The organism is Hydrogenophaga defluvii (assembly GCF_042665235.1).
In the GTDB taxonomy this organism is placed as follows: domain Bacteria; phylum Pseudomonadota; class Gammaproteobacteria; order Burkholderiales; family Burkholderiaceae_C; genus Hydrogenophaga; species Hydrogenophaga defluvii_A.
This window is the reverse complement of sequence record NZ_JBHTBZ010000040.1, coordinates 756-15,763: the sequence shown is the minus strand read 5'-3', so window position 1 is coordinate 15,763 and position 15,008 is coordinate 756. Positions and strand designations below refer to the sequence as shown.

The 15,008-nt window shown below is 67.9% G+C and carries 16 protein-coding genes; 1 reads left to right on the top strand and 15 read right to left on the bottom strand.

Annotated elements, in window-relative coordinates; translation table 11 throughout:
• Position 1: 1 nt before the first annotated feature.
• The 9 genes from ACFQU0_RS13560 to ACFQU0_RS13520 form a co-directional block, all read right to left on the bottom strand.
• Positions 2 to 1,282, bottom strand: a complete 1,281-nt coding sequence (locus ACFQU0_RS13560; protein WP_382201643.1) for an RNA polymerase sigma factor — start codon at positions 1,280 to 1,282, stop codon at positions 2 to 4.
• A 10-nt stretch (positions 1,283 to 1,292) separates the two neighbouring features.
• A complete protein-coding gene (locus tag ACFQU0_RS13555) occupies positions 1,293 to 1,703 on the bottom strand; it encodes a VOC family protein (protein WP_382201641.1) in 411 nt (136 codons plus the stop codon).
• Between the two features lie 31 nt (positions 1,704 to 1,734).
• Positions 1,735 to 2,265, bottom strand: a complete 531-nt coding sequence (locus ACFQU0_RS13550) for an SRPBCC family protein (RefSeq protein ID WP_382201639.1) — start codon at positions 2,263 to 2,265, stop codon at positions 1,735 to 1,737.
• Positions 2,262 to 2,699 carry a YciI family protein gene (locus ACFQU0_RS13545; RefSeq protein WP_382201637.1) on the bottom strand — a complete coding sequence of 146 codons (438 nt, stop codon included), beginning with the start codon at positions 2,697 to 2,699 and terminating at the stop codon, positions 2,262 to 2,264. Before ACFQU0_RS13545 ends, ACFQU0_RS13550 begins: the two co-directional genes overlap by 4 nt.
• Before the next feature lie 10 nt (positions 2,700 to 2,709).
• Positions 2,710 to 3,123 (bottom strand): VOC family protein, encoded by a 414-nt coding sequence (locus tag ACFQU0_RS13540; protein ID WP_382201636.1) that lies wholly within the window; start codon positions 3,121 to 3,123, stop codon positions 2,710 to 2,712.
• A gap of 8 nt (positions 3,124 to 3,131) precedes the next feature.
• A complete protein-coding gene (locus tag ACFQU0_RS13535; RefSeq protein WP_382201634.1) occupies positions 3,132 to 3,566 on the bottom strand; it encodes an SRPBCC domain-containing protein in 435 nt (144 codons plus the stop codon).
• Between the two features lie 119 nt (positions 3,567 to 3,685).
• Positions 3,686 to 4,042 (bottom strand): YciI family protein, encoded by a 357-nt coding sequence (locus ACFQU0_RS13530; protein WP_382201633.1) that lies wholly within the window; start codon positions 4,040 to 4,042, stop codon positions 3,686 to 3,688.
• 21 nt (positions 4,043 to 4,063) lie between these two features.
• A complete protein-coding gene (locus tag ACFQU0_RS13525) occupies positions 4,064 to 5,161 on the bottom strand; it encodes a tetratricopeptide repeat protein (protein ID WP_382201631.1) in 1,098 nt (365 codons plus the stop codon).
• Between the two features lie 9 nt (positions 5,162 to 5,170).
• Entirely contained in the window at positions 5,171 to 5,935 is a 765-nt protein-coding gene (locus tag ACFQU0_RS13520; protein WP_382201629.1) for an enoyl-CoA hydratase, read from the bottom strand.
• Positions 5,936 to 6,030: 95 nt separating this feature from the next.
• On the opposite strand from ACFQU0_RS13520, the gene lexA reads away from it, so the two are divergent.
• Positions 6,031 to 6,690: a transcriptional repressor LexA gene (gene lexA / locus ACFQU0_RS13515; protein WP_382201627.1), complete on the top strand. Its 660-nt coding sequence runs from the start codon at positions 6,031 to 6,033 to the stop codon at positions 6,688 to 6,690.
• Here the strand turns inward: lexA and ACFQU0_RS13510 are convergent.
• The 6 genes from ACFQU0_RS13510 to ACFQU0_RS13485 form a co-directional block, all read right to left on the bottom strand.
• Positions 6,679 to 8,241 (bottom strand): methyl-accepting chemotaxis protein, encoded by a 1,563-nt coding sequence (locus tag ACFQU0_RS13510; protein WP_382201626.1) that lies wholly within the window; start codon positions 8,239 to 8,241, stop codon positions 6,679 to 6,681. The genes lexA and ACFQU0_RS13510 overlap by 12 nt on opposite strands.
• A 252-nt stretch (positions 8,242 to 8,493) precedes the next feature.
• On the bottom strand, positions 8,494 to 9,165 hold the full coding sequence (locus ACFQU0_RS13505; RefSeq protein WP_382201624.1) for a class I SAM-dependent methyltransferase: 672 nt from the start codon (positions 9,163 to 9,165) through the stop codon (positions 8,494 to 8,496).
• A gap of 17 nt (positions 9,166 to 9,182) precedes the next feature.
• Positions 9,183 to 9,764 carry a nucleotidyltransferase family protein gene (locus ACFQU0_RS13500; RefSeq protein ID WP_382201622.1) on the bottom strand — a complete coding sequence of 194 codons (582 nt, stop codon included), beginning with the start codon at positions 9,762 to 9,764 and terminating at the stop codon, positions 9,183 to 9,185.
• On the bottom strand, positions 9,757 to 10,287 hold the full coding sequence (locus ACFQU0_RS13495; RefSeq protein WP_382201620.1) for a GNAT family N-acetyltransferase: 531 nt from the start codon (positions 10,285 to 10,287) through the stop codon (positions 9,757 to 9,759). The genes ACFQU0_RS13500 and ACFQU0_RS13495 overlap by 8 nt, the downstream gene beginning before the upstream one ends.
• Positions 10,288 to 10,314: 27 nt before the next feature.
• On the bottom strand, positions 10,315 to 13,503 hold the full coding sequence (locus ACFQU0_RS13490) for an error-prone DNA polymerase (protein WP_382201618.1): 3,189 nt from the start codon (positions 13,501 to 13,503) through the stop codon (positions 10,315 to 10,317).
• A gap of 88 nt (positions 13,504 to 13,591) precedes the next feature.
• Positions 13,592 to 14,926 carry a DNA polymerase Y subunit UmuC family protein gene (locus ACFQU0_RS13485; RefSeq protein ID WP_382201617.1) on the bottom strand — a complete coding sequence of 445 codons (1,335 nt, stop codon included), beginning with the start codon at positions 14,924 to 14,926 and terminating at the stop codon, positions 13,592 to 13,594.
• Between the last annotated feature and the right edge of the window lie 82 nt (positions 14,927 to 15,008).

Genomic DNA, 15,008 nt, shown 5'->3' with positions numbered 1-15,008 from the left:
GTCAGGCAGGGTCACCCGCCTGTGCGGCCCGCGCCAGCAGCAAGCCGCGCTCTTGCTGGTTGCCGGCCAACGCGGCCGCACGCTCAAAGGCCACACGCGCTTCGGACCGCCGACCGAGCTTGAGCAGCAGGTCGCCCTGCACGCTGGGCAGCCAGTGGTAACGCGCCAGGGCGGGATGGGTCAGCAGGCCATCGACGATGGAAAGACCGGCCTCGGGGCCGTGGGCTTGGGCCACCGCCACCGCGCGGTTGAGTTCCACCACGGGCGACGGCGCGACCGTGGCCAACTCGGCATACAGCGCGGCGATGTCTGGCCAGTGGGTGTCTTGCCAGCAGGCGGCGCGGGCGTGGCACGCGGCAATGGCGGCCTGCAGCAGGTAGGGGCCTCGCGCCCCGCCCGCCAAGCGTTCCCCCCTTTCCAGCGCAGCCAGGCCACGCCGGATCAACAGCCGGTCCCAGCGGCCGCGCACCTGGTCGGGCAGCAGCACAGGCCGGCCCTGGGCGTCGGTGCGGGCTGCGGTGCGCGAGGCCTGCAGCTCCATCAGCGCCAGCAGGCCGGCCACCTCGGGCTCGGTGGGTGCCAGCTCCAGCAACATGCGGCCCAGGCGCAGGGCCTCCTCGCACAGCGCGGGGCGCATCCAGTCGGTGCCGCTGGTGGCGGTGTAGCCCTCGTTGAAGATGAGGTAGACCACCTCCAGCACCGAGGCCAGGCGCGGCGCGAGATCGGCGCCACGGGGCACCTCGTAGGGCACATCGGCCTCAGCCAGGCGGCGCTTGGCGCGCACGATGCGCTGGGCGATGGTGGCCTCGGTGGCCAGGCAGGCACGCGCGATCTCGTGGGTGCTCAGGCCCCCGAGCAGCTTGAGCGTGAGGGCCACACGGGCATCGGGCGCGAGCACCGGGTGGCAGGCGGTGAAGATCAGGCGCAGCAGGTCGTCGGCCACGTTGCCGGCGCGACGTTCGTCCAGGCTGTCGCTGAAGTCGGGCACGGTCAGGGCCTCCATCGCGGCCAGATCAGCCGCCAGCTCGCCCTGGCGCGCCTCGCTCATCTGCCGGTGGCGCAGGTGGTCCAGGGCACGGCGCTTGGCGGTGGTCATGAGCCAGGCGCCGGGTTTGTCGGGCAGGCCGTTCAGTGGCCAGTGCTCCAGCGCCGCCACCAGCGCGTCCTGCGCCAGCTCCTCGGCCAGCCCCAGGTCGCGCACCAGGCGCATGAGCGCGCCGACAATGACGGGCGATTCCAGGCGCCAGACGGTGGCGATGGTGTCGTGGACAGCCGAATGCACGTGTGGCTGATCACATTTGCGCCGGCGCGGCGGCCTCGTCCATCCAGAACACCTCCCACTGGTGGCCATCGGGATCGGCAAAACCGTGTTGGTACATGAAGCCATGGTCCTGTGGCGCGTTGGGCGTGGTGCCACCGGCGGCCACGGCCTTGCCGACCAGCTCATCCACCTCGGTGCGGCTTTCGCACGACAAGGCGATCAGCACCTCGGTGGCCTTTTTGGCATCTGAAATGGGCAGCTTGGTGAAACCCTGAAAAAACGGCTCGACCAGCAACATGGCGTAGATGTTCTCGGCGATTTCCAGGCAGGCGCCCTGCTCGTTGGTGAAGCGCGGGTTGAAGTTCAGGCCCAGGGCCTTGAAGAAGGCCTGCGAGCGGGCCATGTCCTGGATGGGCAGGTTGACGAAGATCTGTTTGAGCATGGTGGTGTCCTTGTCGGTGAATGGGTGGGACTCAGGGTTTTTCGGCCAGGGCCTTGAGGTTGGCCAGCCCTTGCTCGAAGTCGCGGCCGACCATGTGGTCCATGTTGATGAAGATGCCGATGAGCTTGGGCAGGAAGCTGCTGGGGCCATGCATGGCCCAGGTGACGCGGGTACCGGCACCGTCGGGCGCCAGCGTGAACTCCACCACGTTGTGGCCTTCGAAAGGCTCCCACATGTCCAGCTGCATGGTGACGGCCGTGGGCGCCTGGGACCCGGTGATGCCGATGCGGCCTTTGCCCACGTCCTTGTTGCCCTGGAAATCGTAGCCCGCGCCGGGACCGGCCTCGGGCCCGCTGTACTGGCCCTTCATGGCCGGGTCCTTCTGGTTGTAGGGGTTCCAGGTGTTGAAGCGGTGCAGGTCGTTGATCAGCGGAAACAGGCGCTCGGCCGGGGCGTGGATGGTGGTGGCGCGCTCGACGCGGAAGACGTCGGGCCGGGTGCTGGCGTAGACCAGCAGCGCGGCCACGGCCACCAGGAGCAGCACGGCCACGGTCTTGATCATGGCAAGTCCTTGGCCTGCTGCTGGGCGTCCAGCTGCTTGAACTTGTCCAGCGCCTCGCTGGGCGGGAACTCGTCAAGTTCGATCAGCTGGCGCAGTTCGATCACCGCCTCTTTGCCGCGCCCGGCGGGGTTGGGGAAACGCCGGCTCCATTCGAGCGCCTCTTCGCGCGAACGCACCTGGATCAGGGTGTAGCCGGCGATCAGCTCCTTGGCCTCCGCGAACGGGCCGTCGACCACGCGGGTGCTGCCGTCGGTGCCGTACTGGACGCGCCAGCCGGTGCGGCTGGGGTGCAGGCCGCTGCCGTCGAGCAGCACGCCGGCGCGGGCCAGTTCCTCGTGGTAGGCGGCCATTTCGGCCATCAGTTCCTCGGGCGCGGCGGGGGTGACCTCGGCCTCGAACTCGGCGCAGGATTTGACGATGATCATGAAGCGCATGGGGTGTCCTTCAGCTGGGTTGCAGGATGCTCAGGCGGTTGCCTTCGGTGTCGATGAAGGGCACGTACTCGCCCACACCGGGAATGGTCATGGGCTCGCCAAGCACCTGCCCGCCGGCCGCGCGCACGCGGGTCATGGCGGCCAACACGTCGGGCACGCCGATGACCACCGAGGGCGTCTGCATGTGCTCGGGCATGTCGGCGCTGCGCGCAAACATGCCGCCGCCGATGGCACCGGCGGGGGCGCCGGGTTTGGCGTCGGTGGTGGCGGTGGTGAGCAGCAGGTAGTGGCCCATGTCGGCGCCCAACATCTGGGTCTGCCATCCGAACGCGGCGCTGTAGAAGGCTGCGGCGCGTTCTCGGTCCTGGTAGGACATCTCGAAATGGATGACGGGGCACATGGGGATGTTCGCGGACGCGGTCATGACGGTTCTCATTCACACAGGGTTTTCAGCAGCGCCAGGGCGCGCGGCCAGGTCTCGGCCATGAAGGCCTCGTGGTCGCCAAAGACGTCGGCATCCACCCGCACGCGGGTGCCGCCGGCTTCGCTGACGAAGCGGTAGTTCTCGTGGCAAGGCGCCCAGGCACGCACCGCCTCGCTGGTGGTGTCCGCCACACCACCGCTGATCTGCCCCAGGTGGCGGATGGAAATGAAGTCTGCCGGGCGATGCTCGGCGATCTGCGACACCATGCCACAGCCGTCCGGGCCCAGGAAGTGGATGGTCTGCCCCGCGTCCCAGCCACCTTCGTAGCGTGAGCCTTCGCAGAAGGCGCTGGTCCACCGCTCGTAGGTGGGCGAAAACAGCATGGTGCGCCACACCCGCTCAGGTGGGGCGTGGATCAGGATGTCGAAATGTTGTGTCTTCATGGTCACCTCTGGTCGGGGAAACCGAATGTTCGGTTTCTACTCCCACGACGAAACAGGCGACCAGGTTTCGACAGACCGGGCCTAAGTGGTTTCCCTAGACCGCCTCCAGAGGCAAAGACTCAGGACACGTAACACGGTGCCAGCGCGCGCACCTCCACCGTGGCCCATTGTGCGGCCGGACAGGCGTGGGCCCAGGCCAGGGCCTCGTCACGGGTCACGTTCTGCAGCAGGAAAAAACCACCCACCATTTCTTTGGCCTCGGCAAACGGGCCGTCCAGCGCCTGGGCGCGTCCGCTGCTGTGGCTGACGCGCACAGCGGTGTCTTGCGACGATAGCGACTCCACCGCCTTGAGCTGGCCCTTGGCGGCGATGGCTTCGCCAAAACGCTGCATGGCGGCGTAGGCCGCGCGGCCTTCGGCTTCGGTGCGTGTGGCGCGTTGGCCCACGGGTTCAACGATCAACAACATGTAGCTCATGGCTTGCGCCCTCCCAATAGGTCAACCCGCCTGCATCAGCACGTACCAACCCGGCACCGGTTGGCCCTGGTCTTCGCGGATGGGCGCTTCTTGCAGCACCCGCAGTTGCAGGCCATGCGCCTGGGCCAGGCGGCTCAGGTAGGGCGCCGAATGCGCGTGACGCAGGCTGGGCAACAGCAACACATCATGCTCATCGGGCGCGCGCTCGACCGTGAAGGCCAGCCAGCCTCCGGGGCGCAGCACTTTGGCCACGCCTTCGAACACCGCCTCCAGCCGGCCCACGTAGATGAACACGTCGGCCGCGATCACCAGATCGAAGCGTTGCAGTGCGCCGTTCAGGGCATCGACCACGTCGGCGTGTTGCAGCGCGTCGTAGTGGCCGCTGGCGCGGGCCTGCGTGACCATGCGCTCGGACAAATCCACCCCGGTCAGCGAGTCACAGCAGGGGCGCAACAAAGCGCCACACAGGCCGGTGCCACAGCCCAGGTCCAGCGCCGCGTCAAAACGCGCCACGCCCTGGGCTTGCAGCAGTTGCACCAAGCGCTGGGGGCCCTGGTAGCGCAGCGATGCCACGAGGTGTTGCTGGAAGCTGTCGGCATAGTCGTCGAACAGGGTTTCGACGTAGGCACGCGGCGGTCGATCGGGCGCCTCGCCCCCGGTGACGGCGGCGAGGAAATAGCGGTGCAACTCGGGGTCTGCACCCAGCGCCAGGGCGCGCTCGAAACACTGGGCCGCCTCGGGCAGGCGGCGCGCCTCGCGCAGCAGGTTGCCCCGCAGCGACCAGGCCTCGGCGATGCCCTCGTCCAGGGCCAGCGCCCGGGTCAAGGCATCCAGCGCCTCGGCAGGCTCACCAAGTTGCCCCAGGCACCGCGCCAGCGCCACCCAGGTGCTGGGCTCGTTGGGGTCGGCCTGTGCGGCGGCCCGCAGGTGGGCGGCCGCGTCTTCAAAACGGCCCTGGTGAAAGCGGGTGAGGCCCAGGTTGCTCAGCACCGAAGGGCGGCCGGGCGCCAGCGCCAGCGCGGCTTCGAAGGCCTGCCCGGCGTCGTCCAGGCGGCCTTGCTCGAAGCGTTCAACGCCTTGCAGAAAATGCGAGCGCGCGCGCGCCAGGGCATCGCTCATGCGCAGGGCTCAGAGCTTGGAGAAATCGGGCTTGCGCTTTTCCATGAAGGCGCCAAAGGCCTCGCGTGCGGCGGGTTCGCGCAGCATGCGGCCAAAGTGAGCGGCTTCTTCGTTCATCTGCGCCAGCACGAGCGCGGTCTGGCCTTTTTTCATGAGCTGTTTGGTCTGCAGCAGCGCGCTCATGGGCTTGGCGGCCAGCTTGCGCGCCACAGCTTGCGCGTAGTTGGTGGCTTCGGAGGGAGGCAGCACCTTGTTGACCAGGCCCACTTCGAGTGCGGCCTCGGCCATGAAGGGCTCGCCCAGCAGCAGGGCCTCGGCGGCGCGGTGGTAACCCATCATCTGCGGCACCAGCAGGCTGGAAGCGGCCTCGGGGCACAGGCCGAGGTTGACGAAAGGCATGGCAAAGGCGGCGTTGTCGCCCGCGTACACCAGGTCGCAGTGGAACAGCATGGTGGTGCCGATGCCCACGGCCGGGCCACACACGGCAGCAATCACCGGCTTGGGAAACTGGGCGATGCCGCGCAAGAAGCGGAACACGGGCGCGTCGTCGGACGTGGGGGGCGTGTTCAGGAAGTCGGCGATGTCGTTGCCGGCGCTGAACACCGCTTCGTGGCCCTGGAACACCACCACACGCACGGCCGCGTCGTCTTGTGCGGCGGCCAGGGCGTCGGCCAAGGCCGCGTACATGGCGGCGGTGATGGAGTTTTTCTTGTCGGCGCGGTTGAAGGTGATGGTGCAAATGCCGTCTTCGGTGTGGACGAGGATGTCGCTCATGGTTGTCTCGTGTGTGGCTGAAGTCAAAACGCGCAAGTTATCATGGGAAAGCGCTGTATAGGAATACAGTTGCGACACATTGGAGTCACGCCCCCATGAACGAACCGGTCAAGCTCACCGCCCGCCAGCAAGACATCCTGACGCTGATCGAGACCACGATGGCCGACACAGGCGCGCCGCCCACCCGGGCCGAGATCGCCACCGCCTTCGGCTTCAAGTCGGCCAACGCGGCCGAAGAGCATCTGCGCGCCCTGGCCCGCAAGGGCGTGATCGAGCTGGTGGGCAACACCTCGCGTGGCATACGGCTGCGCACCGGCAGCCACCCCTTGGCCCGGCAGATGCCGTTGGCCCTGCCCGAGTTGCAGCAGCTCACCCTGCCCCTCATCGGCCGCGTGGCCGCTGGCGCGCCCATCCTGGCGCAGGCCCATGTGGAAAGCCGCTTCACGGTCGAGCAGCGCCTGTTCAGCCGCCGGCCCGACTACCTGCTGCGTGTGCGCGGTCTGTCCATGCGCGATGCGGGCATTTGGGACGGCGACCTGCTGGCCGTGCACAGCACACGCGAGGCACTGCACCACCAGATCGTGGTGGCGCGGCTGGGCGACGAAGTGACCGTCAAACGCCTGGTGCGCCTGCGCGGCCACATCGAGCTGCATCCGGCCAACCCCGACTTTCAGCCCCTGGTGGTGGGGCCAAACGACGCGTTCGAGATTGAAGGCGTGATGGTCGGTCTGATCCGCGACGGCTCAAGCGCCTGAGCCCCTCAGCCTGAACACGCCCACCAGCTCGGCCAGCCGAGCGGCCTGCAGTTTGAGGCTCTCGGCGGCGGCCGCGCTCTCTTCCACCAGCGCGGCGTTTTGCTGCGTCACCTGGTCGAGCTCCTGCAAGGCCTCGCCCACCTGGCTGATGCCGGTGGACTGTTCGCTGCCGGCGGCCGATATCTCGTTGATGAGCCCCGTCACACGCCGGACCTGAACCGCCGTGTCACCCACACTTTCTCCGGCCTGCCCCACCAGCTGAGAGCCCTGCTGCACGCGTTCAACGCTGGCGGTGATGAGGGTCTTGATTTCTTTGGCGGCAGAAGCGCTGCGCTGTGCCAGGTTGCGCACCTCACCGGCCACCACCGCAAAACCCCGGCCCTGTTCACCCGCACGGGCGGCCTCCACCGCTGCGTTCAGCGCCAGGATGTTGGTCTGGAAAGCGATGCCGTCGATCACACCGATGATGTCGGCGATTTTCTGGCTGCTGGCCGAAATCTCCTGCATGGTAGACACCACCTGCCCCACCACCTGGCCACCCCGGGCGGCGGCTTCGCTGGCGGCCGAGGCCAGCTGGCTGGCCTGGCGCGCGGTTTCGGCGTTTTGGTGCACGGTCGCCGTGATCTCCTCCATGGAGGCGGCGGACTCCTCCAGGTTGGCGGCCTGGTTTTCGGTGCGCGAGGACAGGTCGGCATTGCCTGCCGCGATCTGGGCCGAGCCGGTGGCGATGGAATCGCTGCTGAGCCGCACCTCGCTGACCACCCGCACCAGGCTGTTGTTCATGGCGCCCAAGGCCCGCAGGAGGTCGGCCAGCTCGTCTTTGCCGTGGGCCTCGATCTGCATCGTCAGGTCGCCGTCGGCCACCGCCTCGGCCAGGCGCACCGCACGGGCAATGGGCTGGGTGATGGAGCGTGTGATCCACACGGCCGCCAGCACCGACATCAGAACCGCAACCGCGAGCAAGCCGAGGGTGAGTGCGCGCACCCACTGGTACTGCGTCGCCGCGCTCTGGTTGACTTCTGCAGCGACTCGAAGCTGCAGGTCGATCAGCTCGGTCACCTTGCCCCCTATGGGGTCGATGGCCAGGTACAGCGGCCCGTCAAACTGGGCCAGCTGGTCGCGCACGGTGCCGCTCATGCCACGCAGGCCGGCCTCAAGCTGGGCCACCGCCTCATTGGCCGGACGGAACAGGGTTTCGGCCTCGCCCACCAAACGCTTTTCATCGGCCGTGAGCGATGTGGACACGTAGTCACGCCAGCTGGTGTCGATGTCGCGGCGTGCTGCCTGCACCAGCTTGAGCGCGTCTTCCGCCTTCAGCAAACCGGCGTTGGCTTTGTTGACCGCGTCGATGATGTTGATGGCGTAGGCGTCGGCCACGCGTTTGAGTGTCTGCAGCGGCACCACGCGGTCGTTGTAGACCGTCTCCAGACCCTCGTTGGTTTTGCTCAGGGCAAAAAGACTGCCCACCCCCAGGACCAACAACAGCACGATGCCCATCAGAAACCCGGCGGTCAGCCGAGTGGCAACGCGAACATTCGACATCATGTTCATGATGACCTCCCTTTTGTCTTGTTATGGAATGCACAAACCCACCACCGGAACATGGGGCCATCAACTGTGTGGTGTTTGCCCTGTGTCCCGCATCTGCACACGGCCCCACTTTGGGGCACCAGATGCAGACGACCGAAATGTAAAACACTTTTGCATTTCTAGGGAAGCACAAAAACAGCGCTTTTCATCGAAAAAGATGGAATTGAAAGCCAAAGGCGGCACATCAACCACAAAGGTGCCTGACAGCGCACCCTAGCGGGGAGCTGCCGAGCCCAGCTGGTATGCCAGCAGCCAAAAGTGCTCTCGCTGGAGGAAGTCCACCTGCTTGCACCCCGCAGGCAGCAAGGCCCGCAGTTCGGCCTCCATCGGGAAATTCTTCAGCACCCGGTGCACCGAACCATCGGGCAGCGGCCGGTGCTGGTAGGTGTTGCCCTGTGTGTCGGTTTCGACAATCGGCAACTCGCGGCACTGAATGGCCGTGTTGTCCAACAGCAGCACCCTGGCGCCTGGCAACAGGTGCCGGTGCAGACCTGCCAGAAAATCCACGCGCGCCTCGATGGGCACATGCGAAAACCACAGGCCGGCAAACACGCCGTCAAAGTGGCCCAGGTCGTGTGGCAAGTCATAGGCATTGGCCCGGCGAAAGTGGACGTTTTCCGCGCCCGGTCGCAGCCGGGCAAAGGCCATGGGCGCCTCGTTTGCATCGGTGGCCACCACAGACTGGGCGCGGGCAGCGATGCCCGGCGTCCAGTAGCCCGTGCCACACGCCACCTCCAGCACCCGCCGCCCGGCCAGACGCTCGGGGATGTGGCGCTGGAAAAAGGCGATGTCGTCCTGCCGTTCCGGCCGCATGTACACGGCGTCGTAAATGGGCGCGCGGGCGGCGTAGTAGGCCAGCATGTCGGGGGAGGTGTGGGGGGCCATGGGCATCTCAAAGGGGTTCAGTTCTCGGCGTCAAACACCACCACACCGGGCCAACGCTGCCCGAAGCGCTTGGCGCGCACCCGCTGACGGTAGGCCTCGACGCTGGCGCGGGCCGGGTTGTGGCGCACGTGCATGTTGAACAGGTCGTCCAGGCCGAAAGGTGCGAGCACGTCAATCTGGTCTTGGGGCGTGAGGCATACGCCCACGGCGGTGGCCACTTCAGGCCAGGTGGCCAAGCCGGCCACCAGTGACGGCAAAGGCTCGACCTCTTGACCAAACTTCGCCGCGTACCACAAGTGCACCGCGGCCTGGTTGGTGACGTCCCACACCGGCCCGGGACAACACGAGGACAGCCGCTCGCGCAACCGCGCTTCGGTGGCGGGGCTCAGGTCGTTGGCGTCGAAGTAGACCAGGTCCAGGTCATCGCAAGGGGTGGCCAAACCACGGCCGTGCAGGTGGTCCCAAACGAGGTTGCGCACCACGCCCGCACCAATACACCAGGACGGCAAACCCAGTGAGCGGCCTGCCGACAAGGCCCGCATCAGCGCGGGGCTCTGGCGTACGAGTGCCACCAACTGCTGGCGCCGGGCCTCATCCACAAGATTGCTCCGGCCCGATCAGGGAACACCCCATGTGCCACTTGCGCACAAAGCCCTCGCCGACCCGAACAGCCAGGGGTTCACAACCCCACGGCTCGAAGCCGGCTGCGCGGTACAGCGCGATGGCACCGGCGTTGCCTTCGGACACGGTGAGTTGCACCAAGGCGATGTGGGGGCACACGCGGGCGTGGGTCAGCGCGGCATCCACGAGTTGGCGCCCCAGGCCCTGGCCGCGCTGTTCGGGGTGGACGTACATGCCGAACAGCGTGGCCTTGTGGCGCACTTTCTCGCGCCGCTCAAACGACAGGCCAGCCACACCCTGGATGGCGTCGCCCGCCATGCTGGCCCACACGGCTTCGGCGGCATCGGGCGTCTGTGCGAGGCGCGCCTCCCACCAAGCCAGCGGCAAGGCTGCACGCTCATCCACGCTGGAGGTGAAGGCATCGGGATGGCGTGCGTAGGCGTCGAGCATGAGCGCGCGGTAGGCGGGGGCGTGGTGGGGCAGCAGGCGGACGATGGCCATGGGGTCTCCTGCCACACAGTGTAGGAGTCAGTGGAAATCCCGGCTGCTGCTTGTCAGCCCGCCCAGCAAAGGCGAGAGGTTCACCAAGTGCTGAGCGATGAGGTGCATCACCGTGTGTTCGCCCTCCCCCGTTCGCTGCCAGCGGCCATAAACCGCCAGCAAATGGGACTGCAGTAAGGCGGCGCGCTGGCGTTCGCGCAAAGCTTTCCAGACGATGACCTGCACGGTGCCGGTCTCGTCTTCCAGCGTGACGAAGACCACGCCTTTGGCGGTGCCCGGGCGCTGGCGGGTGGTGACCAGGCCACAGGCGCGCACCAGGCGGCCGTCGGGCGCATCACGAAGTTCGGCGGCGGTGCGCAAACGCTGGTCGGCGAGCTGCGGGCGCAGCAAGGCCAAGGGGTGTTGGCGCAGCGTGAGGCCCAGGCTGGCGTAGTCGTGCACCACGGCTTCGCCCTCGGTGGCCTGGGGCAAAACCAGTGTGGGCTCGTGCACCGGCGCCCCGCGCAGCAGGGCCGGAGCGGTGTGCAAGGCGCTGGCGGCCCACACCTGCTGGCGGCGGTGGCCGGCCAGGCTGGCCAGGGCGTCGGCACCGGCCAGGGCTTTGAGATCGGCGGCGTCGAGCCGGGCGCGCTGCGCCAGGTCTTGCACATCGCTTGGCATGGCCTGGGCACGGGCCTCGGTGATGCGCTGACTGACTTCCAGCGACAGCCCTTTGACCAGGGAGAGGCCCAGGCGCACCGCAGGCTGTGAGGGGTCGGCAGAAGCAGGCTCCAGCACGCTGTCCCAACCGCTCACACACACGTCCACCGGCCGCACCTCCACACCGTGGCGCTGGGCGTCTTGCACCAGTTGCGAGGGGCTGTAAAAACCCATGGGTTGCGAGTTCAGCAAGGCCGCCAGGAAAGCCGCTGGGTGGTGGCGTTTGAGCCAGGCGCTGCTGTACACCAGCAACGCGAAGCTGGCGGCATGGCTTTCGGGGAAACCGTATTCGCCAAAACCTTCAATCTGGCGAAAAATGGCTTCGGCAAACTCGGCCGTGTAGCCATTGGCGAGCATGCCCTGCACCACCTTGTGGTGGAACTTGTCCACCCCGCCCTTGCGCCGCCAAGCGGCCATGGCGCGGCGCAGTTGGTCGGCCTCGCCGGGAGTGAAGCCGGCCGCAATCACCGCGATCTGCATCACCTGCTCCTGAAAGATGGGCACGCCCAGCGTGCGGGCCAGCGCGGGCTTGAGGGCTTCGCTGGGGTAGTCCACCTGGCCGCCGTTCCGCGCCAGTTCGCGCCGCTGCAAGAAGGGATGCACCATGCCGCCCTGTATGGGCCCGGGCCGCACGATGGCGACCTCGATCACCAGGTCGTAAAAGGTGCGTGGCTGCAGGCGCGGCAGCATGCTCATCTGGGCGCGGCTCTCGATCTGGAACACGCCCACGGTGTCGGCGCGGCAGATCATGGCGTAGGTGGCCGGGTCGTCTTGGGGGATGTCCTGCAGGCGCATGGCCCTGCCCTGCCCTGCGCCCTCCCATCTGCCCACCATGTCCAGCATGCGCCGCAGGGCGCTGAGCATGCCGAGGGCCAGCACGTCCACCTTCATCAGGCCCAAAGCGTCGATGTCGTCCTTGTCCCATTCGATGATGCTGCGGTCCTTCATGGCGGCGGGCACCACGGGCACGGTGGACGTGAGCCGGTCTTGCGTGAGCACAAAGCCGCCGCTGTGCTGCGACAGGTGGCGCGGAAACCCCAGCAAGGTGCGGGTGATGGCGAGCAGCTGGCGCAGGCGGGGTTCGTCCGGGTCCAGGCCCATTTCGATCAGGCGTTCGTGCAGCAGCTCGGCGCCGTCCCACCACTGCTGGTGTTTGGCCAGGGCATCAACGGTGGCCAGCGGCAGGCCCAGGGCTTTGCCCACGTCGCGCAAGGCGCTGCGCGGGTGGTAGGTGGCCACGGCAGCGGCCAGGGCAGCGCGGTGGCGCCCGTATTTGGTGTAAAGGTACTGGACGATCTCTTCACGCCGTTGGTGCTCAAAGTCCACATCGATGTCGGGCGGTTCGTTGCGCTCCTTGCTGATGAAACGCTCGAACAGCAGGGTGGACTGCGCCGGGTTGACCTCGGTGATGCCCAGGCAGTAGCAGACCGCCGAGTTGGCGGCCGAGCCCCGGCCCTGGCACAAAATCTTGCGGCGGCGCGCCTCGGCCACCACGTCGTGCACGGTCAAAAAGTAAGGCTCGTAGCGCAGCTCGGCGATGAGGGCCAGCTCCTTCTCAAGCTGCGTGCTCACGTCGCTCGGCACGCCCTGCGGGTAACGCTCTGCCGCGCCACGCAAGGCGAGCTGGCGCAGGTGGCTGCTGGGGGTTTGGCCGGGCGGCACCACCTCGTGTGGGTACTCGTAACGCAGCTCGGACAACTCGAAGTGGCATTGGTTGGACACGCGCTGGGTTTCTGCCAGCAGCTCGCTCGGGTAGATCAGCGACAGGCTCAGGCGGCTGCGCAAATGGGCCTCGGCATGGGGGCTCAGGGCAAAACCACAATCGGCCACGGGCCGGTGTTCGCGGATGGCGGTCATCACGTCCAGCACCGGCTTGCGGCTGCGCACGTGCATGAGCGCACCGCCAGCGGCCACCAGGGGCAGGCTGGCAGCCTGGGCGGCGGCCGTCAGGCGATCCAGCCACAAGGCATCGTCCAGGCGGCGGTGCAAGGCCACCCCCAGCCAGGCGCGGCCGGCAAAACGCTGGTGCAGCCAGCACGCAGCGGCCTCGATGTCAGCGGGGCAGCTGCCGTGGGGCTGGTCAGGCTGATCGGCCAGCTCGCGCCAGGGCAGCAACAAGGCCAGCACGTCGTCCAGCGGCGCATCCACCAGCGGCGCTTGTTGCCAGTGCAGGTGGTAGCGCTCGCGCCCACGCTGTTCGCAGCTGCGTGCGGTGGTGATGAGCTCGCACAACTGGCCGTAGCCCCGGCGTGTGCGCGCCAGCAGCACCAGGGTGAAACCGCCACAGGCCAGCTCGGGGGCGCTGACCCGCAGTTCGGTGCCGATGAGCAACTTGAGACCAGCCTCTTTGGCGGCCAGGTGGGCGCGCACCACACCGGCCATGGAGCATTCGTCGGTGATGGCCAGGGCGCTGTAGCCCAGCGCGGCGGCACGCGCCACCATCTCGTCGGGGCTGGAAGCGCCGCGCTGGAAGCTGAAGTGGCTCAGCGCGTGGAGTTCGGCGTAAGCGGGCAGCATGGTTCAAGGCCGCAGCGCCGGGCCGCCCCAAGCAAGGCCGCACCCCCTTGGGGGGCAGCGACCCGCGCAGCGGTGGAGCGTGGGGGCTTCATCCATAAATGCCGTGCAGAAACCAGGCAGGCTCTTTGCCGCGCAGCAGAAAAATCCACACCAACCCCGCCTGTGGACTCAAAGCCACGTGGTAATCGCGCTGCACCGGTCCAGCATCACAACGTTCGTCCACCCACCAGCCACTTTCAATGCGCTGTGGCCCGGTCAGCAGTTGCAGCGGGCCTTGGTAGACCGGTCGGTCCTGCATCACGGCGAGGCGCACAGGCTCGCGCAGCAGCCAGGGGGGCTGCCAGGTCAGCGTGGGCGGCAAAGCGGGGGCAATTGCCTGCCGGGCTGCACTGGCCGGTGCCCAGCGGGCCATGGCTTCGGGCCGGTGGTCGGCGCACACCTGGCCTTGCAACACCTGTTGTGGCCCCAGTCGGGCTGCCAGGCGCTCCAGCAACTGCCCCCAGGCTTCGCCGCCGGCCGGACGCTCACCCGACAGCAGGCTCAGCGAGGTGGTGGGCAGCGGCGCCACCTCGTCGGCCACCAGCCGCAGGGCCGTGGCCGGCGCGGCCAGGGTGGTGCGCGCCAGGTGTTCGGCCAGCAGGCGCGTGAGGTGGGCCATGTCACGGGTGGCGTGGGCGGTGCGCAGCGCCACCTGGCCACCACGCAACTCGCTGCGGCGCAGGCGGTCGTGTTCCCAATGCAGGGTGAACGCGAGCACGCCCGATTGGCGCGCGGCCAGCCAGGCCAACAAGGCGTTAAGCAGGCGCTGGGCGCCGAACAGCAGGCCCTGGGCCTGTTCGACGGCACTGGGGCATTCAAGCCTTTGCTCAAAACGCTCGGGCAGGCTGACCCACGGGTGGCTCTCGGCGCGCTGGCCATAGGCGTGGTCAAGTGCGTTCAACAGATCGGCGCCGAAGCGCCTGGCCAGGCCGTCGCGTGGCAGGGCGCGCACATCGCCCAGCGTGCGGCAACCCAGCTGGTGCAAGGTGGGGGCCTGGGGGCGGGCAGCACTCAGGTGGCCCAGTGGCAAGGCGTCCAGGGTGGCGGCCAAGCGCCGGATGCCACAACCGGTGGCGGGCAGCAGGGGCGCCGGCGCGGCACCGGCACCGGCACCGGTATCAAGCTGCCGCAACAAGGCCAGGGCCGCCAGGGCCGTGGGCGCGGTGGCCAAGGCCTGTGCCCCGGCGCCACCCGCCTGGTTGCGCAAGCGCTGCAGCAGCGCGCGCCGGCCGCCAAACAGGCGTTCGCTCGTCGCCACCTCCAGCAACACGGCCTCGTCCAGCAGGCACACACGTGGCGTCCATTGCAAGGCCCACCAGGCCAGGGGCAGCACGGCCTCAGGCGAAGGCGTGGCGGGGGCGGGCAACAGGGCGATCCACCACATGGGGGCGTGCGGGCGCAACAGACGGGGTGGGCAGGCGGCGCAGGCAGGCCATCACCGGCAGTTCGGCCGCCAGGGTGATGGG